Source organism: Exiguobacterium sp. QJM3NY_9 (assembly GCF_056173545.1).
Genome location: NZ_CM149679.1, coordinates 208,153 through 231,748, shown reverse-complemented (window position 1 = coordinate 231,748; position 23,596 = coordinate 208,153). Strand labels below are relative to the sequence as shown.

General features: G+C 45.7%; 23 protein-coding genes and 1 riboswitch. Of the genes, 10 read left to right on the top strand and 13 right to left on the bottom strand.

Annotated features, from left to right (window positions below; genetic code table 11):
* The first annotated feature begins 8 nt into the window (after positions 1-8).
* Both AC0VYQ_RS01295 and AC0VYQ_RS01290 read left to right on the top strand, forming a co-directional pair.
* Positions 9-794 (top strand): glucose 1-dehydrogenase, encoded by a 786-nt coding sequence (locus tag AC0VYQ_RS01295; protein ID WP_029332357.1) that lies wholly within the window; start codon positions 9-11, stop codon positions 792-794.
* Positions 795-833: 39 nt separating this feature from the next.
* Positions 834-1,808, top strand: a complete 975-nt coding sequence (locus AC0VYQ_RS01290; protein WP_475404038.1) for a cation diffusion facilitator family transporter — start codon at positions 834-836, stop codon at positions 1,806-1,808.
* A 272-nt stretch (positions 1,809-2,080) separates the two neighbouring features.
* Here the strand turns inward: AC0VYQ_RS01290 and AC0VYQ_RS01285 are convergent, their stop codons facing one another.
* From AC0VYQ_RS01285 to AC0VYQ_RS01270, 4 genes are all read right to left on the bottom strand, one after another.
* A complete protein-coding gene (locus AC0VYQ_RS01285; RefSeq protein ID WP_475404037.1) occupies positions 2,081-2,827 on the bottom strand; it encodes a thermonuclease family protein in 747 nt (248 codons plus the stop codon).
* Positions 2,828-2,906: 79 nt separating this feature from the next.
* Positions 2,907-3,260 carry a thiol-disulfide oxidoreductase DCC family protein gene (locus tag AC0VYQ_RS01280; protein WP_475404036.1) on the bottom strand — a complete coding sequence of 118 codons (354 nt, stop codon included), beginning with the start codon at positions 3,258-3,260 and terminating at the stop codon, positions 2,907-2,909.
* Positions 3,257-3,907, bottom strand: a complete 651-nt coding sequence (locus AC0VYQ_RS01275; protein ID WP_475404035.1) for an SDR family NAD(P)-dependent oxidoreductase — start codon at positions 3,905-3,907, stop codon at positions 3,257-3,259. Before AC0VYQ_RS01275 ends, AC0VYQ_RS01280 begins: the two co-directional genes overlap by 4 nt.
* Positions 3,908-3,964: 57 nt before the next feature.
* Positions 3,965-4,231 carry a DUF5327 family protein gene (locus AC0VYQ_RS01270; RefSeq protein WP_475404034.1) on the bottom strand — a complete coding sequence of 89 codons (267 nt, stop codon included), beginning with the start codon at positions 4,229-4,231 and terminating at the stop codon, positions 3,965-3,967.
* 56 nt (positions 4,232-4,287) lie between these two features.
* Between AC0VYQ_RS01270 and AC0VYQ_RS01265 the strand changes: the two genes are divergently transcribed.
* Together AC0VYQ_RS01265 and AC0VYQ_RS01260 are read left to right on the top strand one after the other, a co-directional pair.
* The gene (locus tag AC0VYQ_RS01265) at positions 4,288-5,253 is read left to right on the top strand and encodes a Gfo/Idh/MocA family oxidoreductase (protein ID WP_475404033.1); all 966 of its coding nucleotides are present in this window, start codon (positions 4,288-4,290) and stop codon (positions 5,251-5,253) included.
* A 36-nt stretch (positions 5,254-5,289) separates the two neighbouring features.
* Positions 5,290-6,948, top strand: coding sequence for a glycerol-3-phosphate dehydrogenase/oxidase (locus AC0VYQ_RS01260; RefSeq protein WP_029332350.1), 1,659 nt, complete (start codon positions 5,290-5,292; stop codon positions 6,946-6,948).
* An 87-nt stretch (positions 6,949-7,035) separates the two neighbouring features.
* Here the strand turns inward: AC0VYQ_RS01260 and AC0VYQ_RS01255 are convergent, their stop codons facing one another.
* The 5 genes from AC0VYQ_RS01255 to AC0VYQ_RS01235 form a co-directional block, all read right to left on the bottom strand.
* A complete protein-coding gene (locus AC0VYQ_RS01255; RefSeq protein ID WP_214894091.1) occupies positions 7,036-8,325 on the bottom strand; it encodes a DUF2252 domain-containing protein in 1,290 nt (429 codons plus the stop codon).
* A gap of 69 nt (positions 8,326-8,394) precedes the next feature.
* Positions 8,395-9,342, bottom strand: a complete 948-nt coding sequence (gene msrA, locus AC0VYQ_RS01250) for a peptide-methionine (S)-S-oxide reductase MsrA (protein ID WP_029332348.1) — start codon at positions 9,340-9,342, stop codon at positions 8,395-8,397.
* Positions 9,343-9,413: 71 nt separating this feature from the next.
* On the bottom strand, positions 9,414-9,596 hold the full coding sequence (locus AC0VYQ_RS01245) for a hypothetical protein (protein ID WP_029332347.1): 183 nt from the start codon (positions 9,594-9,596) through the stop codon (positions 9,414-9,416).
* A gap of 56 nt (positions 9,597-9,652) precedes the next feature.
* Positions 9,653-11,413, bottom strand: coding sequence for a solute:sodium symporter family transporter (locus AC0VYQ_RS01240; protein WP_214767666.1), 1,761 nt, complete (start codon positions 11,411-11,413; stop codon positions 9,653-9,655).
* Positions 11,414-11,939: 526 nt separating this feature from the next.
* Positions 11,940-13,421: an amino acid permease gene (locus AC0VYQ_RS01235; protein ID WP_475404032.1), complete on the bottom strand. Its 1,482-nt coding sequence runs from the start codon at positions 13,419-13,421 to the stop codon at positions 11,940-11,942.
* Positions 13,422-13,533: 112 nt separating this feature from the next.
* Positions 13,534-13,718: riboswitch (Lysine riboswitch) on the bottom strand.
* A 171-nt stretch (positions 13,719-13,889) separates the two neighbouring features.
* On the opposite strand from AC0VYQ_RS01235, the gene AC0VYQ_RS01230 reads away from it, so the two are divergent.
* Together AC0VYQ_RS01230 and AC0VYQ_RS01225 are read left to right on the top strand one after the other, a co-directional pair.
* Positions 13,890-14,345: a MarR family winged helix-turn-helix transcriptional regulator gene (locus AC0VYQ_RS01230; protein ID WP_029332345.1), complete on the top strand. Its 456-nt coding sequence runs from the start codon at positions 13,890-13,892 to the stop codon at positions 14,343-14,345.
* Positions 14,346-14,501: 156 nt separating this feature from the next.
* Positions 14,502-15,593, top strand: a complete 1,092-nt coding sequence (locus AC0VYQ_RS01225; protein ID WP_475404031.1) for a diguanylate cyclase domain-containing protein — start codon at positions 14,502-14,504, stop codon at positions 15,591-15,593.
* Positions 15,594-15,665: 72 nt separating this feature from the next.
* Here AC0VYQ_RS01225 and AC0VYQ_RS01220 read toward each other — a convergent pair whose 3' ends face one another.
* Complete coding sequence (locus AC0VYQ_RS01220) at positions 15,666-16,280, bottom strand: TetR/AcrR family transcriptional regulator (protein WP_029332343.1); 615 nt, start codon at positions 16,278-16,280, stop codon at positions 15,666-15,668.
* Positions 16,281-16,473: 193 nt separating this feature from the next.
* Here AC0VYQ_RS01220 and AC0VYQ_RS01215 point away from each other — a divergent pair, with 193 nt between their 5' ends.
* From AC0VYQ_RS01215 to AC0VYQ_RS01200, 4 genes are all read left to right on the top strand, one after another.
* Positions 16,474-17,130 carry an HlyD family secretion protein gene (locus AC0VYQ_RS01215; RefSeq protein WP_159174007.1) on the top strand — a complete coding sequence of 219 codons (657 nt, stop codon included), beginning with the start codon at positions 16,474-16,476 and terminating at the stop codon, positions 17,128-17,130.
* A gap of 12 nt (positions 17,131-17,142) precedes the next feature.
* Positions 17,143-18,837, top strand: coding sequence for a DHA2 family efflux MFS transporter permease subunit (locus AC0VYQ_RS01210; RefSeq protein ID WP_475404030.1), 1,695 nt, complete (start codon positions 17,143-17,145; stop codon positions 18,835-18,837).
* 122 nt (positions 18,838-18,959) lie between these two features.
* Positions 18,960-19,502 (top strand): hypothetical protein, encoded by a 543-nt coding sequence (locus tag AC0VYQ_RS01205; protein ID WP_159174009.1) that lies wholly within the window; start codon positions 18,960-18,962, stop codon positions 19,500-19,502.
* 128 nt (positions 19,503-19,630) lie between these two features.
* The gene (locus AC0VYQ_RS01200) at positions 19,631-20,188 is read left to right on the top strand and encodes a nitroreductase family protein (protein WP_088836057.1); all 558 of its coding nucleotides are present in this window, start codon (positions 19,631-19,633) and stop codon (positions 20,186-20,188) included.
* Between the two features lie 247 nt (positions 20,189-20,435).
* On the opposite strand, the gene AC0VYQ_RS01195 is transcribed toward AC0VYQ_RS01200, so the two are convergent.
* The 3 genes from AC0VYQ_RS01195 to AC0VYQ_RS01185 are packed head-to-tail and all read right to left on the bottom strand — an operon-like array spanning position 20,436 to position 23,405.
* Positions 20,436-21,641: a CDP-glycerol glycerophosphotransferase family protein gene (locus AC0VYQ_RS01195; protein ID WP_475404029.1), complete on the bottom strand. Its 1,206-nt coding sequence runs from the start codon at positions 21,639-21,641 to the stop codon at positions 20,436-20,438.
* A 17-nt stretch (positions 21,642-21,658) separates the two neighbouring features.
* Positions 21,659-22,684 (bottom strand): ribitol-5-phosphate dehydrogenase, encoded by a 1,026-nt coding sequence (locus tag AC0VYQ_RS01190; protein WP_475404028.1) that lies wholly within the window; start codon positions 22,682-22,684, stop codon positions 21,659-21,661.
* 7 nt (positions 22,685-22,691) lie between these two features.
* Positions 22,692-23,405, bottom strand: a complete 714-nt coding sequence (locus AC0VYQ_RS01185; protein ID WP_475404027.1) for an IspD/TarI family cytidylyltransferase — start codon at positions 23,403-23,405, stop codon at positions 22,692-22,694.
* Positions 23,406-23,596 lie beyond the last annotated feature (191 nt).

Genomic DNA, 23,596 nt, shown 5'->3' with positions numbered 1-23,596 from the left:
CGATTTTCATGTATAACAGTTTAACTGGAAAAGTAGCTATCGTCACAGGCGGTTCAATGGGGATTGGTGAAGCCGTTGTCCGTCGTTACGCGGAAGAAGGCACAAAGGTCGTCATCAACTATCGGAGCCATCCGGAAGAAGCAGATCAGATTGCAGAAGAAATCAAGCAAGCCGGTGGAGAAGCCATTACGATTCAAGCAGATGTATCAAAAGAGGACGATATGATTCGTCTTGTTAAAGAAACAGTTGACCACTTTGGTCGACTCGATATCTTCGTCAACAATGCCGGTGTCGAAATGCCATCACCATCGCACGAAATGTCCCTCGAAGACTGGCAAAAAGTCATCGATGTCAACTTAACCGGTTCATTCCTCGGCGCACGTGAAGCCTTGAAATACTTTGTCGAGAACGACATTAAGGGGAACATCATTAATATGTCGAGCGTTCACGAAATCATTCCATGGCCAACATTTGTTCACTATGCGGCAAGTAAAGGTGGCGTCAAACTGATGACGCAGACGCTCGCAATGGAATATGCACCAAAAGGAATTCGAATCAATGCGATTGGGCCGGGAGCGATCAACACACCAATCAATGCAGAGAAATTTGAAGACCCGGAACAACGTAAAGAAGTCGAAAGCATGATTCCAATGGGCAACATCGGTAAACCGGAAGAAATCTCCGCTGTCGCTGCATGGCTTGCTTCTGACGAATCCAGTTACGTGACCGGCATCACACTATTTGCAGACGGCGGTATGTCACTTTATCCATCATTCCAAGCAGGACGCGGTTAATTCCGCTTTCCTGCTTTTTTAAAAGGAGAGGATCACACTATGGCCAACTTTTTCTCACTAATGAGGCGTGGTAATAAATCTGCTTTAGCTGCCGCTATCGTCAATACGATTATTGCCATTATTAAATTCATCGCTTATATCTTAACCGGTAACATCGCCATGTTCGCAGAAATGATGCATACAATCGGTGATGCTGCCAATCAAATGTTCGTTTATGTCGGATCTGCGTTAAGTAAAAAAGCACCAACAAAACGATTCCCGAATGGATTCGGTCGACTCGTCAACCTCGTCCTGCTCGCAGCAATTATCGTCGTCGCTATTTTAGCGTATGAGACGATTCGTGAAGGCGTGTTGCATATTCTACATGCTCCAGGAGAAGAAACAAGCGGACTATGGATCATCTTAACAGCGCTCGGAATCGGAGTTGTGCTCGAAGTCGGGGTCTTCTATAAGGCCATGACGGAAATCGCCCATGAAACCGGTCTAAAATCGCGTGGATTCACGCTCGTTCGCGAAAGTTTTTCGAAGCTTGGACAAGCAAAACCAGCGACGCGCCTCGTCTTTATGGAAGACTTAGTTGCGACACTTGGTGGTCTCATCGCCATTATCGCCGTCCTCATTTCGCACTATACATCGTTTTATCAAGCAGAAGGGATTGCTTCTGTTTTAATCGGATTGATGATGTTTTACGTCGTCTATAACGTCTTCATCCAAAATGCAGCCGGCGCGCTCGGTGAAAGTGATGAAGTCTTGACGGCAAAAATCGCAGAGATTTTACTCCGTGATAAAGATGTCCGTGATATCGAAAAACTTGAAGTCATCAAAGAGGGCGATCATTTCCACGTTGATCTTGAAATCGAAGTCGACCGTGGCATGACAATCGCGCAAGCCGATGACATCAAAGACCGTCTCGAACTGCAAATCCGGATTTTAAAAGGCGTGACCGACGTCACGATTGCCTTTGATGAGGATGATCAAATTCCGCATTATAAACCCTCCCCGCCTTCAGAATAAAAGGGAGTAACCACAAACAGCAGGCACCTGTTAGGGTGTCTCAGACTGTGGACAACGTGCTATCGGGAGATACGCGTCTTTATTCGTTGCTTCCCTCGGGCGAGGCGGACATGCAGACCGTTTAAAAAACGCCGATGATTCCATGAAAAATGGGATCATCGGCGTTTCGTGCGTACAGGACGGAACCGTCCGTCATGAAGTTTGAGTTTGAAGCGCCTTTAACATCGGCCCCTTCAGACAATAAAGGACAAACTCTCATGGGGCGTGCATCATTAATTCGCAGCGCGTCGAAAACCTGCTTGTTTCGCTTCCTGTTCGCTACAGAACATTTCCTCTGGCTTGACGTCCTCGTACGAACGACCGCCTTTGACATGATAAATCTTATTCCCTTGCCGGTTGATATTTCCTTTGATGTCTTCACACTGACCTTTTGCCGAAGAAGTCGATTCCTTCGTCAAGACCGTTTCGTCAAATCCACGATTCGTCGCATAGCCTTCCGTTTCCCAAATCCCTTTTTTCGCTGCTTTTGCTTCTTGTTCAATGTCTTCGAACGTTTTGACATACCGCGTATCCGGTTCGTACACATAGGCGACACGCGCAAGCCCTTGACGTAACAGCTCTTGATTAACCATCTTGCCATCAATCCAGACGTACGCTAGGAGACGACCGTAACGATCCGCCTTTGAGTGATCTCGCTCGATGACGATTTTGCTCCCTTTCGGTAAGAGGTCTTTCGTAAAGCTTGAAGCTTCCGGTCCGAACGGTTGAACCGGTTTTTCCGGGTTTACCGTTTCTGGCGTATCGATTAACAAAAAACGGACGTCTTCAATCTTCCCATCCGGTAACCGGACTTTAATTGTATCCCCGTCGACGACCCGCTCGACGGTCACTTGTGTGGCTTTTGTATCATCCGGTTGTGCGATACCGAACTTCGTTTCTGTTTCCGGATCTGCCTCTAAGGCACAGCCTGTACTGAATACTAGTCCGACTAGCATCAATGCCTTCATCCAAAACTTCATCATGCTCCTCCTTTTTGTTAGTTAGCCCGTCCATTCAAAAAACGCCGACCTTGCTTGCGTCGGCGCTTCGCTACATGTATTAGTTGATGGAACACTCCGTCGTACAGCTCATCGGAATGACGCGATTTTTCGCAACTCGGTCATAGAGTGGTGCTCCGATTCGTAAAACAATCGCTAACGAGACCACTGGAGAGGCCGGTAAAAGGACTGGCAAAGTTTTCGCCAACAGACGAATCCCTTCAATTCCCGGGTACCGGACCCCTTGCTCGGTTTCGACATGCATCCGTTCGAGCAATCGCGGTTGTTGTTCCACCGGCATCCGTCGCGCATCGGAAAACGTCAACTGCTGAAAACAATCAATCCGTTCAAGCAGCCGTTTCGATTTTTGACAGAGTGGACAGAGACCATCGTAGTAGACGATTAACTGTTTCATTCTGCAGACAAGACTTTTTCGACATCCGTCCGATTCGAATACAGTGTGTAGAAGGCTTCAGCGACATTCGCCGGATCGAGCGCCGTCCCCCGCTTCACTTCTCCTGCAATCGTGACCGTCCCGACGTAAACGTTACTTTCTTTTAGCGTGTCATGCAGCATGTGTGTCAATTGACGGACACCCGCTTTTCCAATCGATAATCCGGGTAATGATTTAATCGCATGGATTCCAGCCCCGCCACCTGTGATTAAGATGGCGCCGTCTTTTCGTTCCACCATGTCCGGTGCGACGAGCTGCGCAGCATCGAGTGCCCCGAGGACGTCGATTTCAAATTCTTTCGTGATTTGTTCTGCTGAGACGTCGAGAACCGATGACTGATGCAGAATCGATGCATTGTAGACAAGGACGTCGACTTGTCCGTATTGTTCCTTCGTCCATTCGACAAGTGATGCGATATCCGTTCGGCGTGATGCGTCACACTCGACACCGACTGCTTCGACCCCATGCTCTTTCAATTCCGTGACGACAGCAGCAAGTGTGTCTTGCGTTCGCGCTGCACAAACGATTTGGAAGCCTTCTTTCCCGAATCGTTTACTGATTTCGACACCATTTCCTGGACCTGCTCCAATGATGATTGCTGTTTTCATACTGTTTCCCCCTCTGGCTTGTCTGTCTTTTCTATTCCCAAAAAGTTACGTATCTAGTCAAAAATCGAGCAATGACGGACCTTTTTGTTCATCTTCTTGTGCAACGCCCATGAAGCGTGCGAGCATCGGATCGACGTCCGGTTTTGCTGCCGGAGCTGTCTGTGGATGCATGACGCTTGGTGCCGGTGTGCCCGGTTGCTCAAGCAACAGCTCACAGTATGCTTTCATTGTCGCCAGTTGTTCGACTTGTGCTGTACCAGTCGTCTGCTCGATTTTTGCCATCGTCTGCCGCATTTTTTCAATGACATGTTGTTCTGTAATCATCTTCTTCACCTCACTTGTGCTAAATTGAAGGGACTAACCGAAAAGGAAGTGTCCTTATGATTCGTACTGCTTTAGTTGGATTTGGTCTTGCCGGAGAACACCTGCATGCCCCCTATATTACATCGCCTGATTATCAGCTCATTGCTGTTCAGTCGAGTCGTCCGGATGCAGTTGCAAAAAGCTACCCAAACGTGCCTGTATATCCATCGCTCGAAACATTACTCGCCGAGGAAACGATCGATCTCGTCGTTATCGCGACACCGAATTCTGAGCATTATCCTCTCGCACGACTTGCGTTAGAGGCAGACTGCCATGTTCTCGTCGAAAAACCGTTTACCGTGACGCTCGCTGAAGCAGAACGATTAACTGAACTGTCTCGTCAACAAAATCGCTTACTGACAGTCTATCATAATCGTCGCTACAAAAAAGACTTCGAAACGCTACTGGAACTCGTCCGGACCGATCAGCTCGGCGACGTTCAGACGTTCGAAGCCCATTATGACCGCTACCGTCCGACCGTCCGTGAACGCTGGCGGGAACAGGACGTACCCGGTGCCGGTCTCTTGTACGATTTAGGATCGCATTTAATCGATCAGGCTCTGACTTTATTCGGAGAACGACCGGATCGTGTCTTTTGTGACCAAACGATTCAGCGGATCGACGGTCCGGTCGACGATTATACGCACCTCATTCTCGCCTTCGGAACACGGCGTGCGATTCTTCACATCGGCTCGCTCGTTCCGATGTCCGGACGTTCTTTGAGCGTGCACGGAACGAAAGCGAGTTACTTCGTTGACATGGTCGATACAGAGAATGCGACCTATACATTCGGTCTTCCGGAACAACCACCTGAAGAACGCCCTTTCTTAAAACCGTCTTCTACGTATTACACGGATCTTGCACGGGCAATCCGAAACGAAATTCCGCTCGTCGTGACGACAGAGCAAGCGTTATTTGTCATGAAAATCATCGATTATGCTCAAAAGAGTGCAAAAGAGGGTACATGGATATCAGTAGAGTAATTCAATCCAATTCATAACGAACAGGGGGAACTATTCATGTTTTCAAGTACAGAACGCACGGCATGGTTAGAAGAGATGGGACAAGAACTGCTCGATGTATTAGTCATCGGGGGCGGAATCACGGGCGCCGGGATTTTGCTCGACGCACAAAGCCGCGGTATGCGTACCGGTTTAATCGAAATGCAAGACTTTGCTGAAGGCACATCAAGTCGCTCAACGAAACTCGTTCATGGGGGACTGCGTTACCTCAAACAATTCGAAATCAAGCTCGTCGCAGAAGTCGGAAAAGAGCGGGAAATCGTCTATGAGAATGCGCCCCACGTCACGACACCGGAATGGATGATGTTACCGCTCGTCGAAGGGGGAACATTCGGAAGTTTTTCAACTTCTATCGGTTTACGTGTCTACGACCAACTCGCTGGTGTACGACGCAATGAACGCAGAACGATGTTATCGAAAGAAGAAACACTCGGTTATGAACCACTTCTCCGCTCAGAACACCTCGTCGGTGGCGGGCGTTACGTGGAATACAAAACGGATGATGCTCGCTTGACGATGGAGGTCCTAAAATCCGCTATCAGTTATGGTGGTCGTCCCGTCAACTATACGAAAGCAGAATCACTCGTCTATCATAACGGGAAAGCTGTCGGCGTCGAAGTCCGTGACCTCTTAACAGACCGGACGTATACGATTCGGGCGAAAAAAATCATCAATGCGACGGGTCCATGGGTTGATGAATTACGTGAACAAGATGGTTCAAAATCTGGTAAGTCGCTCCACCTGACAAAAGGGATTCACCTTGTCATCGATCAAGCTGATTTCCCGCTCCGTCAAGCCGTTTATTTTGATGTCTCAGACGGACGGATGATTTTCGCAATCCCACGCGAAGGGAAAACCTACGTCGGAACAACCGACACGAACTATAAAGGTGACATTCTCGAGCCTGGTGTCACGGAAGAAGACCGCGACTATATCTTAAAAGCGACAAATGATATGTTCAATATCGAGCTTCGTCCGGAGCACGTCGAGTCGACTTGGTCTGGTCTACGTCCATTGATTCATGAAGATGGCAAAGATCCGAGTGAACTGTCTCGTAAGGATGAAATCTTCGTCTCGAAATCCGGCTTGATGTCGATTGCTGGTGGTAAACTAACCGGTTACCGGAAAATGGCGGAACGCATCATCAATATGGTCGCCGAACAATTCAAAAAAGAAGAAGACCGGATCTATCTTGAATCACGGACGCGTCATATCTTACTTGGCGGCGGACATAAAGATGGTAGTAAAGGATTTGCCCGCTACTTGAAAGAGCAACAACCGAAAGGAGAAGCCCTCGGTCTCTCGCCAGACGAGACGACATGGCTCATCCAACGCTACGGAACGAACGTCGAACGGGTATATGAACTCATTCGTTCACGTGGCAGTGAAGCGGAACGTTACCAGTTACCACTTCACTGGTTTGGCGCACTGCTTTACGGACTCGAAGCCGAGCTCGTCATGCAACCCGGTGATTTCTTGAATCGCCGTGCGTCCGCCGTCTTCTTCGATTATCCAAATGCCGAGAAATATGCGGACGGCGTACTCGCTCTCATGCGTAGCGAACTCGGTTGGTCGGCTGAAGAAGAAGCAAAAGCCAATGAAAGCATCAAACGTGAGTTTGACGCTGTTCGTGTAAAAAGTTCAGTTCCTTCTTAAATAAGAAATTAGCCTAAAAAAGGCAGGAGACGCCGAAGTTCAATTCGGTGTTTCCTGCCTTTTTCCGATTCCCAAAAGACCATTTTCTTATCGGTTCGTCATCCAGTTCAAAAACACGTGGAAGTCTAGCTTCGTTCTTTCCGCATAGGCGTTTGACCAGCGTTGAATTTGCTGAAGGAAAACTTGCTCTGACTGTCCGATTGCTTCGATAATCGCGATATCCGCGTGATGAGTGAGAACCGTCGCCTTAATTCCTGCATCCATATCGGCTCGCGCATGGATTTTCGCCGTAATCCGACCTTGAAGAGCTAATACATTTTCAAGATCATCCTGGCTTTTAATATGCTTTGCTTTTAATTTCTTTTTGTACGGAGAGCGCTCTCGAATGTAATACTCCTTTTGATGCATCGTCACGTATCCGAGATGAGGATCTTCATGCGCTTGCATCGCTTTTTGAGACGCGATGACCCGTAATCCTTGATGGACGGTCTCGACATCTTCGCGGTAAACAGGAACGAATAAGGACGGCACAGCCGTTTGTGCTTGTTTCATCTCAAGGATGACGTCCGGCTCTTCCTTCCCTTCCCCATTGATCAAAATGTAATAGCGTTCCAGACCAATCGAGGCGGTTCCGCTATCCAGTTTGTGGACGATGTCCTTGATCGTATAAAACGCGTCGTCTCTTCGATCGTTCTCATCGACTGATGCAATGTAATCCGGCCAGATCGCTTCGATTGCTGCGTACGTCTCTTTTTCGACACGCTTCATATCCGGTAGATCAAGAAACTTCCGGTGTCCATCAATCACAGTAGTTCGTTCACCAAGCAAGTCTGCTTTCTTCTTTTCAGCTTTTTTAATTAATTTTCGAATCGGTCCTTTCGTATTCTTGACCGTAAAACAGATGTCACTCGGATTTTTACCATTCGCGTATTCATGAAGGTCGTGTAAGTAGTTTTCAATGTAGGCCTTAATCGCCGGTTCCGGATCATAAGCGACCTCGTCTGCAAATAAACGGACCGAAACGGCCATCCGGATGACATCGTAAAGATAGGATCCGAGATACCCTTCATCAAAGTCATTAACGTCGTAAATGATTTCACCCTTCGCATTTCCATGAACACCGAAGTTCTCAAAGTGGAGATCGCCTTGAATCCATGTCGGTGTCTCAACCGGTGTGTCGAACCCTAATGGAATCCGGGTCAAATCATAGTAAAACAGATGGGAACTGCCGCGGAAAAACAGAAACGGACTTTGGCTCATCTTGTCATACTTTTTCCGTCGAGCCGTTTCATCAAGTCCTCGCACTTTATCATCATAAAAATCCAATACTTTGGCAATCGTCATCTGTCGAATGTCATCATAAACTGCTGTAAACAAAACATGACCTCCTTTCGATTCTAAAAAAGGCAGCCAAAACGAATTCGTTTTGCTGCCTTACGATTTGACTTACTCGAAGTGTTTTTTATATTCCCCATATCCGGCAGAGTCAAGCTCTTCTACCGGAATAAATCGAAGAGCAGCGGAATTGATGCAGTAACGCAGACCACCGAGCTCTTTTGGACCATCATCAAAGATATGACCGAGGTGACTATCGGCATCAGCTGAACGAACTTCTGTCCGCGTCATGCCGTGCGTCGTATCAAGATTTACTTCCATCTTGTCTTCTGCGATCGGCTTCGCGAAACTCGGCCATCCACAACTTGAGTTGAACTTGTCTTTTGACGTGAAGAGTGGCGTTCCATCGACGATATCGACATACAGTCCCGGACGTTCTTCATCCCAGTATTCATTTCGGAAAGCCGGTTCTGTCCCGCTCTCCTGTGTCACTTTATACTGGATGGGTGTTAAGCGTTGTTTCAATTCCTGTTCCTTACCGTGATCTTTCCAAGCTTCTTTGACGAACTTGGCACGACCCGATCCGACACTATACATTTGATAGCGGAACGGATTCTTTTTGTAGTAGTCCTGATGATATTCTTCCGCCGGCCAAAATGGTGCTGCCGGACGGATGTCGACGGCAACCGGTTTTGAAAAACGACCAGAAGCATCAAGAGCTGCTTTTGATTGTTCCGCCGCTTGCTTTTGCGCTTCATCAACATAAAAAATAGCGGGTTCGTACGATTGACCTCGGTCATTAAACTGACCGCCACCGTCCGTTGGATCAATTTGACGCCAAAATACTTCAAGTAATTCTTCATATGTGATGACAGACGGATCATACGTCACCTCGACTGCTTCGAGATGTCCCGTCGTCTCAGAACAAACTTCTTTATAGGTCGGGTTTTCTGTATGACCACCGGTGTAGCCGGAAATCACCTGGTCGACACCATCATACTTATGAAACGGTTTGACCATACACCAGAAACAACCACCTGCAAATATTGCTTTTGCCATCTATCTTCCCCTCCTCTTTCTATCTCTCTAGTCTACTGCTTTTTAAAGCATGCCCCTACTATCTTGCTCACTCAATCTTCTGGATTTGCCTTCAGGCGTCGCATGACAAAATAAATCGCTGCAAAAACTAAAATCAATCCGCCGAGCGAATACCAAATGTTGTTCATACGATAAATCATTTGATAAATCGCTAATGTAATCAATAAAATCGCAATCGGGATGAATGCCCGTTTAAAGTGGTACCAGTAGTTCACGATGCTCGCCTCCGTTTTTCTTTAATCTTAATCGATTTGAGCCGTCAACTGTGAACTTATTCCGCTCGTTTGTACTCTTCCTCGAGATAAGTCGTATACCGCGCATGCCACGACTTCAAGGCAAAGCGCCAGAGGAAGACCGTCCCGACAAGCAAGACAAGCGTGATTGGCCAGAACCAGCCTGAAACGATACCATCCGGATAGGCGAGTCCTATTTTCGAGAAGAGGACATACATCAAGATGATACTCGACACGAGTAAGACCGAGACAGGCATCGCATATTTCCATGGTGTCATCCCCGTCGTACGTACCGGTCGACGACGATTCACCTGCATAACAGGACGATATTTCCCCATGAACCACATGAACAGCACTTCGATCACCAATAAAATACCGTAGCCATGGATAAAGCTGATGCCGTGATCGATTCCGAACAACTGTCTGAGTCCGAAAACAAAGAAGTAATAGGCAATGACATGAAAAACAATGACGATTTTGGCAGCAATCGGCGGAATCGTCCGCACGAGCATTCCCATCATGACGATGACGAGAATCGGAATGTTGAAAAATCCTGTGAACTGACGAATCAACGTCCAAAGACCGTCTGGTGCATACATTAAGAATGGAGCGACGACAAATGAAATCAAGGCAACGATCGTTCCGAAGATTTTACTGACACGAATCAGCTGGCGGTCGGTCGCTTCTTTCGCAAAGACCGGGCGATAAATATCGAGTACGAACAACGTCGCGATACTATTTAAGAGTGAGTTGAATGAACTAAAGACTGCTCCCAGCAAGACGGCCAAGAAAAATCCCATCAATGAGACAGGGAGCAACTCCGTGATTAATTTCGGATAGGCCAAATCTCCACTTGCTAGATTATCTCCATACAAATGGTACGCAATCACACCCGGAATCAACATGAATACCGGGACGAGTAGTTTCAGGAAGCCTGTCATCAAGACACCCTTTTGTCCCTCTTTTAAGTCCTTTGCTCCAAGCACGCGCTGAATCACATATTGATTAAGTGACCAATAGAAGAGATTCGCAAACAAAATTCCTGTAAAAATCGAAAAGAACGGAACGGCATCGGTTGACGACCCAATCGCATTCAATTTTTCAGGGTGTGTCGTTGCGAGACGCTTCATCCCGTCGACCATATTCCCGTCCCCGAGTGCAAAAAAACCAAGAATCGGAACGAGGAAACCGATGATGACAAGGCCGACTCCATTTAATGTATCGGATACGGCGACAGCCCGTAGTCCTCCGAAAATTGCATAGATGGCCCCGATGATCCCGACAACCCAAATGACGAGCCACAGCGACTGCGTATAACTCAATCCAAATAACTCCGGTACGTTAAACAGTTGTAAGACGGCAATCCCGCCGGAGTAAAGCATCGATGGAATCGTCACGCACATGTAGCCAAGTAAGAATAAGAGCACCGTCATCCGCCGGACCGTTTCATCATAGCGCTGACTTAAAAATTCAGGTAACGTCGAAATCCCCATCCCCAAAAACTTAGGCAACAGGTAGATCGCCATGATGATGGCAGCAAACCCTGCCGTGACTTCCCACGCCATGCTCGACATATTCCCCATGAACGACTGACCGTTCAAACCAATCAGTTGTTCTGCCGAAAGGTTGGTCAGAAGCAAGGAACCGGCAATAAAGATTCCGCTTAGTCCACGTCCTGCCAAAAAATATTCGTCAACTCCCTGTTCCTTGCCTCGTGTCATGCGATAGGATACATAAGCAACGAGCGCCATGAAGAACGCGGCCGAACCCAGTGTCAAAATCAATTCATATGTACTCATTTCACACTTCCTCCATCCCGATTGTTTTAGTAGATTTACCGTAAAGAATTTATTCCTTATTTTTACTTTATTGAAACAATATTTTTAAATAAAAATAAAATTATTAAAAAGAAATAATCCGATTACAGATTGACATACTTGCAGGGACATATCATGGAAAGAAACTAAAAAAATCTTTCGGAAAACCACTCGGTTCTTTTATACACAAAAACCCTCTCGCAAGTGAGAGGGTTTTTGTGTGTAGACAAACTATTAAGAAGCGTAAACATGCGATAATGAGAGACAATCCGTCACGATACTACCTAAAAAGCGTCATGTTTCGTTGACTCCTAAGGGAAAAGTGCGTTTTCAACGCACTGTCAGAGGCAGGCAAGACCCTGCTCATTGTCCGTTAGGATCAAGGAGCAACGGCTTGCGCCTCGCCCGAGGAAAGCAACGAAAAAAGACGCTTGATCTCCCGATTCCCGATAACACTTTGCTTATAGTCTGACCTCTCGTAAGCGAGAGGGTCCTTTAGCTTATCCTATTATTTTTTCGGATGTTTCGGAAACTCCATCTCATCATACCGGACAACCGATGTCCGGTGTTTGACTTTATGTCCGAGCCAGAAGACCAAGAATAACGGAATTCCGATATACGTTGCTGCAATCCCAACCCAGTCGATTTGATCAGCGAGGAACGCGGCATAGTTTTGCCCAACGATAACGAGGAAACATAGGCCAAATGCGAATAGCGGACCAAACGGGAACGCCGGTGCAACGTACGGTAAGTCACGTAACGCATGCCCTTGGGCGACGAAACCTTTTCGGAAACGGTAATGACTGATCGCGATCCCGAGCCACGCGATAAATCCTGTCATTCCGGAAGCATTCAGTAACCAAAGATAAACTTGTCCACCGAACATCGACGTCAAGAAACAAAGCGCACCAATCGCCCCTGTCGCGAGTAACGCATTCCGCGGCACACCGTTTTTTGAGACTTTCGCAAATAGTTTCGGTGCATCACCTTGTCGTGCCAGTGTGTAGAGCATCCGGGTTGAAGCATACATCCCGGAGTTCCCGGCAGACAAGACGGACGTCAAGATGACCGCATTCATCAATGCTGCTGCAAACACGAGTCCTGCTTTTTCGAAGACGAGTGTGAACGGACTGACGGCAACATCCGTAATATCATTTGAGACAAGATTTGGACTTGTGTATGGAATCAACATTCCGATGACGAAGATCGCAAATACATAAAATAATAAAATCCGCCAAAACACTTGTTTAACTGCTTTCGGGACATTTTTTTCCGGATCTTCCGACTCGCCTGCTGCGATTCCGACGAGCTCCGTCCCTTGAAAGCTAAAACCTGCGACAAGAATGATACCGATGACAGCTGGAATCCCTCCGACAAACGGTGCATCACCTAAGCCAAAGTTTTTGAAGCCTGCTGGTGGCTCCGAAGTAAAGATACCAAAAATCATCGCGACTCCTACACCAAGAAACACGATGACCGTGACGACTTTAATCATCGCAAACCAGTATTCGGCTTCACCGAATCCTTTGACCGAAAAATAATTTAATCCAATCATTAAAAGTAAAAACAGCGCGCTAAAATAGACGCCCGGAATGTTCGGGAACCAGTAATGCATGACGATTTGTGCTGCGACGAGCTCGACGGCAATCGTGACGGCCCAGTTGTACCAGTAGTTCCATCCTAAGGCGAATCCGAATGAAGGGTCGACGAACTTCGTCCCGTACGTCGAGAACGATCCTGCGACCGGCATATAGGCGGCCATCTCCCCAAGGCTCGTCATCAAGAAGTAGACCATCAATCCGACGATTGTATAAGAAAGTAACGCACCGCCCGGTCCTGCCGCTGCAACAGAGGCACCTGACGCGATGAATAAACCGGTCCCAATCGCTCCGCCAATTGCAATCATCGACATATGCCGGGCTTGAAGCCCTCGTTGTAGCCCTTCTGCTGTGGAATCAAGGGGGTGTTGTTGCTGTTGTAAATTGTTCATGTTTGTCGCTTCTCTCTTTTTATAATTTTTGAGAGGGCGCAAAAAAGCGCCCTCACCTTCCAAGAGGAAGATGAGAACGCAACATATCGATGATGCGTCTCATTCTACCGTCGTGAAAGATAGCTCCCCATAAACCGCAAACGGTTCATGACAGTATTAGACCTGTTTGATCTAATCCCAATCGCTGACTTTCAAAGTAGTCTACGATTTCGGCAATTCTTCCTTTTGAGCTATTTCATCTGCCGCTTGACGACATCCGTAACCCGACTCATAAAAATCGCAACCTCCATCCCACTGGTTGAGTGAGAACTAATTAAGTTGATTTACTAATTCATTACTTCGACATAGTACATAATATGTTTCTTGTTTGTCAATTTATATTTTTGAATCCTAGCGTGTTCATAGTAAAATTCCGATATTTTTAGTACACTAAATGGTAGAAGGTAGTACAGAAAGGATGTTGCTCAGATGGGACAAGAACAACATGACCAATTGACATATCGATTAGAAGAACAAATGCGCGTGATTCTCCGGACGTTGCGCCGTGAGTTGAATCAACTGTTTGAAGGTACTGCCACGCGAAGTGAATTCTTCATCTTACGCAGCTTATCTGAAAACGGCCCCCAGCGTCCGACATTACTCGCGGAACAGTTCGAACTCGCGACAAGTCAGGTCACCGCTTTGACAGATAAACTGTATAAGACCGGTTTTGTGACACGGACACGCTCGACGGAAGATCGTCGTTCAATCGTCCTCGCCTTGACTGACGAGGGAGAGGCCGCTTTTCGGAATCTCGAAGTCGTCCGTCGCACATATCTTCAGGAGCGATTCGGCACTTTATCTGAAGAAGAACTGAACGTGATGATTCATGTATTTGATAAAATCCTTGCGACAATGGATGAAGAAGTCGTCTCATCCAATTAATAAAGTAAGAATTACGAGAAAAACAGGTGTTTTATGCTGTTTTTCTTTTTTTATTCTAAACATTCAGACCTCCTATACCGTTAGTAGAACGAGTATACTCAAAGTATATAATTGGAAGTATACTGCAGGGGGAGTTGGGAGGATTTGTTGTCTATTATGAATAACTTCATCATAAATTTTTGTCTCTTATTCACGACGATCACGCTTTTATTTTTACCTTTTCGAAATCAACCAAGAATTACACCAAAATCAAAGCTTGAATCACGCCTTATTTTAGGTTGTGTAGCTGGTGCAATTGCTGTACTCCTCATGTTCAACAGCATTCAAATTGATATTGCCCGGATTGACTTACGCATCATTCCTGTCGCGATTGCCACATTATTTGGCGGATTGCCTAGTGCCCTCATCACGGGAGTCATGATTATCGGAACGCGTTTTTTAATTACACCTGCTGATCAAATCGAAGGAGCGATTCTCGCTTCCGTCATCATGGTTTTATTCATTTTGACAATTGGCATAGCACGCAGATTTTTACGTAATACATTGCTGACCTTTGAATTAATGATTGGAATCGGTATTCTCTATTCGTTACCAGCCATCTATGCACTGACAAACAGTTGGGAAACGTTTTTCAAAGTATCGGTTACGTACATTTTCTTTAATTTATTAGCCGGACTCGTCACCTATCGCTTATTAGCCGAACTGCGACGACATTTTGAAAATATCCAGTACCAGCAAAAACTTGCGATGACCGACGCCTTGACGGGTCTCGCCAATCGCCGACGTCTGGACGACTCGCTATCACTCGTCGGATCGGATGACGACGGATATTCACTTATCCTGATCGATATCGATTTCTTCAAACACGTTAACGATACATATGGTCACGATGCCGGCGACGATGTGTTGCGACAACTCGGAACGACACTTGCCTCTATCGTTCGTCCGGATGATTTAGTCGGTCGGTACGGCGGAGAAGAATTCTTGATCATTTTACCGAATACATCATTGAAGGATGCGAAGAAAATCTCTGAATTAGCGCGGACGACAGTCGCCCGTAACCTGTTCCCGACTGCAAATGTACCTGATTTGAAGATTACGATTTCGTTAGGAATTGCCCATTCGGGTGGATCCCATACATCACTTGAAGCATTGCAACAAGCGGATAAAGCACTCTATGCTTCAAAAGAGCACGGACGTAACCAAAGTACGATTTATACGAAACAGCTGGAATTCCGTCAAGCGTAATCTAACGTTATATCCGACTAGCACCAAAAGCGCCATTCCCTCACATCGGAATGGCGCTTTTTAGTTCATTTTTTAGACAGTCCCTGGACGTGTCTGAGGAAAACCAATACTTTCAACTGTTCCGAAGACGATCATCTGACTGAGCTGATTTGCCATATACTCGGAGGAATACGGACGATCATTTCGTAACCACGACATCAAGAGCCCGAGTTGACCACCAATGACGTAGTTCAGTAATAAATCCCGATCCACCGGAACAGAGACACTTGTCGTCTCCCGGAAAGCAAGACGGTAGTTTTCTTTTAACGTATCCAAGAAACGTGAGATGAACGTCTTGACTGTTCCTTGGAGCAGCATCGTCCGGTAAAAGCGCTCGTTTTGCTCAATGTGGATGAACAAACGTGCAAAGTAACGACTGACGCGTTCGACTGTCGGAGGCTCGGCCGATTGTTTTCCTGTAATCCGAATCGCTTCTGCGAGCAACGTCATGTGTTCCTCAACGATTTGATCCAGCAAATCGTATTTATCTTTATAGTGCGCATAGAAGGTCGAACGATTGACCTCAGCACCATCCGTCAACATTTTGACGGTGATCGTCGAAAAGGAATGGTGTTCAAGTAAATGAAATAGCTCTGTCGTAATACGTTCACGTGAACGTTTAGGACGCGGATCGCACGACTGATTCATTTAAAATTCAGCTCCTTTTTACGTATTGTATCCGTTAACAAAGACTTTTCCAACATTTTGTCGGAAATTGTTGGTTGTTTGTTTGTTATGCACCCATATAATTAACTGTATTAACTACTCCTCCCCAGAGGAGTCTTTTTTATGAGACCGCACTGGGGCGATCAGCTAGTAACAGAAAGGATGCAACTTACTCATGAACATGAAGAAATTATTAATCATCAATATTTTAACGCTCGTCGTTTTAATTGGTGGTGGCGCAATCGGTTATTATTACTACGATCAAGCAACAAGTTACGTCAAAACAGAAAATGCCAAAATCGACGGTAAGATGATTACAATTGCTAGTCCTGGCGCTGGAAAACTCACTGACTGGACGGCAAAAACAGGACAGACACTCGATAACGGGGCGACACTTGGTCACGTCATGATGGCACAAACTGGTCAAAAACCGGTTGATGCGTCAATCGAAATGCCAGCAAAAGCAACCGTCGTTCAGTCGATGGCGACAGAGAACGGTTTTGTTGGTGCCGGTACGCCGCTCGCTTACGGATTTAACTTAAATGAATTATGGGTCACAGCAAACGTCGAAGAAACAGAAATCGATGAAGTCAAAGTCGGTCAAGCCGTCGATGTCTATGTCGATAGTTATCCCGATACAACACTTTCGGGTGAAGTCGAACAAATCGGGATGACAACAGCAGGCACGTTCTCGATGATGCCGTCATCGAATGGAAACGCAAACTATACAAAAGTCGCGCAAGTGATTCCCGTGAAGGTGTCGCTCTCACAAGAAAAATCACTCGACATTCGCCCTGGTATGAATGTGACCGTCCGCATTCATAAGGATTAAGGAGGGACGCTTATGTCTACGACCTTCCTCTTTGGATACATTGTGTTCATGCTTGTCACGTTCCTTGCAGTCAATTTGATTGCACGCCGGGCACGGCAACCGCGGGTAGCTGGCGCAGGAGGTCCGGCGCTTGATGAAACATTGATTGAAGCAGAAGCGGTTGGCGCGATTCCAGCCGCCCCTGCTCCGCAAGCGCAAGCGACGATTTCAACGGAAAACATCAGTATCCCGAAAGTCATCACTGTCCTGTTAATTGGAATGTTCATCGCGATTTTGAATCAGACATTAATCAACGTCGCTCTTCCTGTCTTGATCAACGACTTCAACGTCACGACGTCGACAGCACAGTGGTTGACGACCGGATTCATGCTCGTCAACGGGATCTTGATTCCAATCAGTGCGTTCCTCATGCGAAGCTATACGTTTCGCCGCTTGTTTCTCGTCTCGATGACGTTGTTCTTCTTCGGATCGATCATTTGTTCGATGGCGATGAACTTCCCGGTCATGATGATTGGACGTGTGGTCCAAGCAGCCGGGGCCGGTGTCTTGATGCCGCTCGGTACGAACGTCTTCATGACATTGTTCCCACCCCATAAACGGGGAGCTGCGATGGGCATGCTCGGGATTGCGATGATTCTTGCACCGGCAATCGGACCAACGATCACAGGATATGTCATTCAAAACTACGATTGGCACGTCATGTTCTATGCAATGGCCTTCTTTGGTCTCTTAACACTTTTACTTGGATTTGCCTGGTTCAAACTCGTCCAACCGTTATCAAAACCAAAGTTCGATGTCCTCGGTGTTGTCTTTAGTACGATCGGGTTTGGTAGTCTCTTATACGGATTCAGTGAAGCCGGAAACGACGGTTGGGACAGCCCTGTCGTCATCAGTACGATCGTCATCGGGTTACTTGGTATTGCCGCCTTCGCTTTGCGTGAGCTTGCGATGGACGACCCGATGCTGAACATCCGTGTCCTAAAAGTACCGGAATTTTCATTCACCCTCTTCATTAACGTCATCGTCACGATGGCCTTGTTCGGCGGGATGTTGCTGCTGCCGATTTACTTGCAGAGCATCCGTGGTTTTTCACCCGTCGACTCAGGTCTCTTATTACTGCCTGGTTCATTGATCATGGGAATCACCGGTCCTTTCGCCGGTCGACTGTTCGACCGGTTCGGCATTCGACCGCTTGCCATCTTCGGTCTGACGTTGATGACGTACGGAACATGGGAATTGACGCAACTTGATTTGAACACGTCTTACTATTCCATCATGGGCATCTATATGCTCCGGTCCTTCGGGATGGCGTTCATCATGATGCCGATTATGACAGCTGGCATGAACGCTCTGCCGATGAAGATGATTCCTCACGGAAACGCGACACAAAATACATTACGCCAAATCGCTGGATCAATCGGGACGGCCATCCTCGTCACGGTCATGACCCGTCAGACGACAGCTCATCTCGCGGACGATGCCAACCAGTTTACGACACTTGACCCAACGCTCTCGCAACACCTTGGTGAGCTCGGACAACAGCTTGGTAGTCCACAAGCCGCATCCGTTAGCTGGTTGACGCAATTGACGAAACAAGCGACGATCAGTGGAATTACAGATGCCTTTTGGGTGGCGACTGTCTTGTCTGCTCTTGCACTCGTATTGTCATTCTTCCTTCATGGAAAAAAAGAACCGAATTTAGATTAACGTGTCTTATCGAGCCAGTTGACGGCACATCGTCAGCTGGCTTTTTAATCGTTCACCTTTGCACTTCTTCTCTAATATCGCTACACTAGGTTCATTGAGTTCATATCAAAAGGAGATGCTTTATGGTTGCCTTCCTTCAATTTTACGCGTTCATTTTCGCCTGTTGCTTCGCGTGGCAGGTCGGACGACCATCTCTTTCCTGGTCGCAAAAAATCTCGCGTGCGTTTTTAACGAGTATCAACAGTCTCTTCGTCTTTTTCCGTGCTTCGGTCTCGATTTTCTTACTCGTCGGTCCGTTAGTGCTTGTCTCGTACTATGTCTTTCCGAACCTCTTACAGTTCGAAGGTGGTCTCGCAATCGTCATCAGCGTGCTCGTGATTGGTCTAATTGATCGGCTCGTCAGCCTCGTCATCTTACCGCTTATCCGCTCGTTTTTCTTGAAGCGTAAACGCATCATGCCGCAGTTGCTTGAAGCAACTTTTTATACGTTGTCCATGACGGTCTTGCTTTACATTAACTTGACGGCTGTTCCGGGTGTCGAACTCGGACTTGCGATCCCGATTTTCTTTGGTTTCACAATTTATTTTGCACATTATTTAATGGCATTACTGCGATTACGCCAAGTCAAAAAGAAACTCGCTACGACAGCAAGCAAAAAACAATAACCACATGAAACGAACGATGACTTCCATTGAATTCTAGTCACCGTTCGTTTTATTTTTCGTATTACCATTGACAATGATAATCGTTATCATTTATATTTTAAGAGTACTTAGGTCAGGAGATGATAGTGATGAATGCACGACAACTCATTTTAGAACGACGTTCGGTTCGTTCCTACACCGATCAACCTGTTCCATCCGAAATGATTGAAGAAATCTTAGAAGCAGCAATTTATGCACCGAATCATAAGTTACGCGAACCATGGCGTTTTGTTCTCGCGATTGGTGAAGGACAAGTCCGGTATGTCGAACAATTGATGGAGCTCCTTGAAGCACGTGGTCAATTCGATCAAAAAACGGATGAGCAACGCCTATCATTTAAAGAAAAAATAAGTGAAGTCCCGGTGTTCTTGACGGTCCTTTATCACGTTCAAGGAACAGACGATCAACAGACAGAAGATTTACTTGCGACTGCTGCGATGATTCAAAACATCCAACTGCTTGCATCAGAACTTGGTTTAGGAAGCTGCTGGAAAAGCGGGAAACATTGGTTTACAGACGAATATGCGACACTCGTCGGTGCCCATGATGAAGAACGTGTCGCCGGTGTCATCCAACTCGGTTGGCCTGCGATGATTCCACCACTAAAAAAACGGACACCTGCCCGCGAAAAGTTAACGCACTTTTAAGGAGTGCGCATCCTGCGAGCTACCCCTGCTCGCGCCAATCAAGCCCCATTTATACAGTCATAAGCGATTATTTTGCAACTTCCTCCCCAAACGAAGTTGATCAAATAATCGCTTTTTCTTCTGCACGTTTCCCTCATTCCTGTCAGGAAACCAATCAAAAAAACACGGATGATTCTCACTTTTTTTTAAAAGCAGAATCGTCCGGGTTTCTCTATATACTGTGTGATGTCCTTCAAGATGATCGTATTTACACGATTGTCGTTTTTTCAGGTGACACTGCAGGCGACTGCACATGATCTAACAGATGATCCACGATGCGTTTTGTCGCTTGCCCATCTTGATACGTGAAGAATTGACGGGCGAATTCCTCAATCTTCTCTGATTCGAACTGCCCTTGTTTCACCCAAGCGATGACTTCGTTGAACGAGGAAACAATCGGCCCCGGGACAAACGATTCATACGGGAAGTAAAAATCACGTTCTTCCTTATAGGATGTCAAATCATTCACGAGGAAGATGATTGGTTTTTTGAGTAAAGCGAACTCAAAGATGACGGACGAATAATCCGTGACCAAAATGTCTGAAATCTGCATCAAATCATTGATATCCGGATAATTCGTCATATCGATGATTTGGTCCGAAAATTCAGCCGGGACGACAGGACGATTAAGCACGAACGGATGCATCCGTAACAATAAAATATACTCGCTCCCGAGCTCTTGGCGGAACTGTTCGAAATTTAGTTCCTCATCATAATGTGCCGTCGTCTGACCGTTGCCCCGGAAAGTCGGAGCAAGAAAAATGATTTTCTTCGAACGCCACTCCGGATAGTCAGCATACAGTTTTTGTTCGACATGTGCTTGGCGCGCCGGATTCAAGAGTTGATCCGTTCGTGGGACACCGAGTGGATGAACACGGGCCGCGTCCATCCCGAATGCTTCAGCATACGGTTCGATACAGGCTGTTCCCGAGACATAGACTTTCGAGTAGTTTCGGTGAATTTGAACCATCTTCAAGTAATCATCGTCCGGTGAATAGGATTTATCGAGCACACTGTAACCGAACTTTTTAAAGGCGCCACATGCATGCCACAGTTGAATGACCTCAGTCCCTTGACGCAGTGACGAGACATAGACCGGATAATAGTAGTCATCGATGATGAAACAGCGGGCAGTCGCGAGTTCATACGTCGCCCGCATCATGTGGAAGACGTATTTAATCTGACCGAAAAGACCTCGTGGGAACCGCTTTAACAGGAACACATAGCTGAATCCAAGATCGCGGCTCTCAAGTTCGTCATAAACGGCACGGAAGTTATCAACGAGCTTGTCTGAACGATATGTCGCAAACACGACTTTTTGCTTGTCAATCGGCAAGCGTCTCGCAAGCCAATACGTCATGACCAGTAAATAATGAACCGTCCGCCGCTGAATTAAACGTATTTTTTGTTTCATGAGTGATCCCTTCTACTTTAAATCTGCCACTCCATAACAGTTTTACCAAAACGATTCGCTAAGTCACTTTCAAATGCGCGATGTATATCTTCAGTTTGACGAATTTTAAAAACACCTGCGATTAGATTCGATAAATATTCTGGAATGTCTGGATACATTTGATATAACTCTATTGTATGAGAAAAATCAGCAGGTGTACTTCGGCTTGATCCATATATGCGAAGACCTTTCTCTAAAATCATCCTTGTATTAATCGAAACAGGATCTTCTGATACACCAAGTATTGCTACCGTCCCTTCAGGTGTGATGTAATCGATTATTTGATTTATTGCATATTGACTACCTACCTTGCCAACACATTCAAACCCATGATCAAAAGTAACATTTTTTGGAATTTGATCAATATGATACATCTCATCTGCAAAGGAAAAGTAATCAAGTTTCAACTTAGTCTTTCCAAAAACAAGTAACTTTGCATTTGGATACAATTTTTTTAATAATAGCGCGATGATGAAACCGAGATTTCCATCACCCCAAACTCCAAATGATTCACGACGATGATGAGCTATTTGATCAAAACGTGTTAAAGTGTGAACTGCAACACTGACAAGTTCTGTAAATGCTGCGACTTCTGGCTTGAGATTGATCGGTATTTCAACGAGTCGATCCATTTGAATAAAAACGTAATCCTGCATATAACCATCATACCCGCTTGAACGGAAACGACTTGAGCGCAAGTAATTTTCACCAATAATATCGTCAACTTCTACAGGAGTGTTTGGTACCATCACTACTATAGTCCCCTTTGAAAATGTTCCTGTTGGATCATAAACAACCTTTCCAATTCCTTCATGAATCATCGCCATCGGTAATTTTTTGGAAAGAACTTCTGTGCTACGACTGCCTGTAAAATATCGTTGATCTGCATGACAAATTGATAAATACGTTGGTCTGACAACAACTTGATCAGAATTTAAAGACTGTTCATCATATGTGACCTCGATTTGTCGTGGGGCTACAAGTTGGTAAATTTGATTTATCATTTATTACTCATCGGATAATCCGCTCCTTTAGGATTGCATTCGCAATACGCAAATCATAAGGTGTTGTAACTTTGATGTTAAAGAATTCTCCTGTGACGAGTGCTACTTCTTCACCTTTAAGCAATAAAATCTTACAAGCATCCGTCAAGAGAGCACGCTCGTCTACAGATAAAGATTCATAATGTGCTTTAAGCTTTTTTATTTGAAAACTTTGTGGTGTTTGCCCTTGATACATCTGATCCCTTATTGGAATATCTGTTATACTTTCGCCATCTTTTGAAACGACAATTGTATCAATAGCTGAAATCACAGTGTTACATGCGCCAAATTCAAGTGCTTTCGAAATATTTTCTTTTATGATTCGGTGAGTTATGAAAGGGCGAACTGCATCATGGGTGACTATTATATCTGTCTCTGAAATACTATTTTTTGCTTGAATCCACTCAATAGCAGCCATTATTGATTCATTACGATCTTTTCCACCGGCAATGATGACGATTCGCTCATCTCGATCAATATATTTTTCTAAAATATCACGAGTATAGTTAATCCAGGTATTTGGTGTAACGATGATAATTTTATCGAAATTATCATTTAACAGAAATTTTTCAAGGGTATGAATAAGAATGGGATTTTCACCAATCGAAAGAAATTGTTTAGGACGGTCTACATTTCCCATTCTCGTCCCTTTACCACCAGCTAAAATCGCCGCATAAATCATTTTAAATCGCAGACGCCTCATCAGTACAAAATACTTCCGTGAAGCGGTCTACTTCCCTCCTTCACTAAGTTTTTTTGTTTCTACTTAATAACATTATGGGTATATTTACAATGATTCAGTTCGAAGATTTCTCATATTGGTTCTGTTTTTCCATTACATTTTTAATTGTTTGTATTCAATTTTCTGAGTAA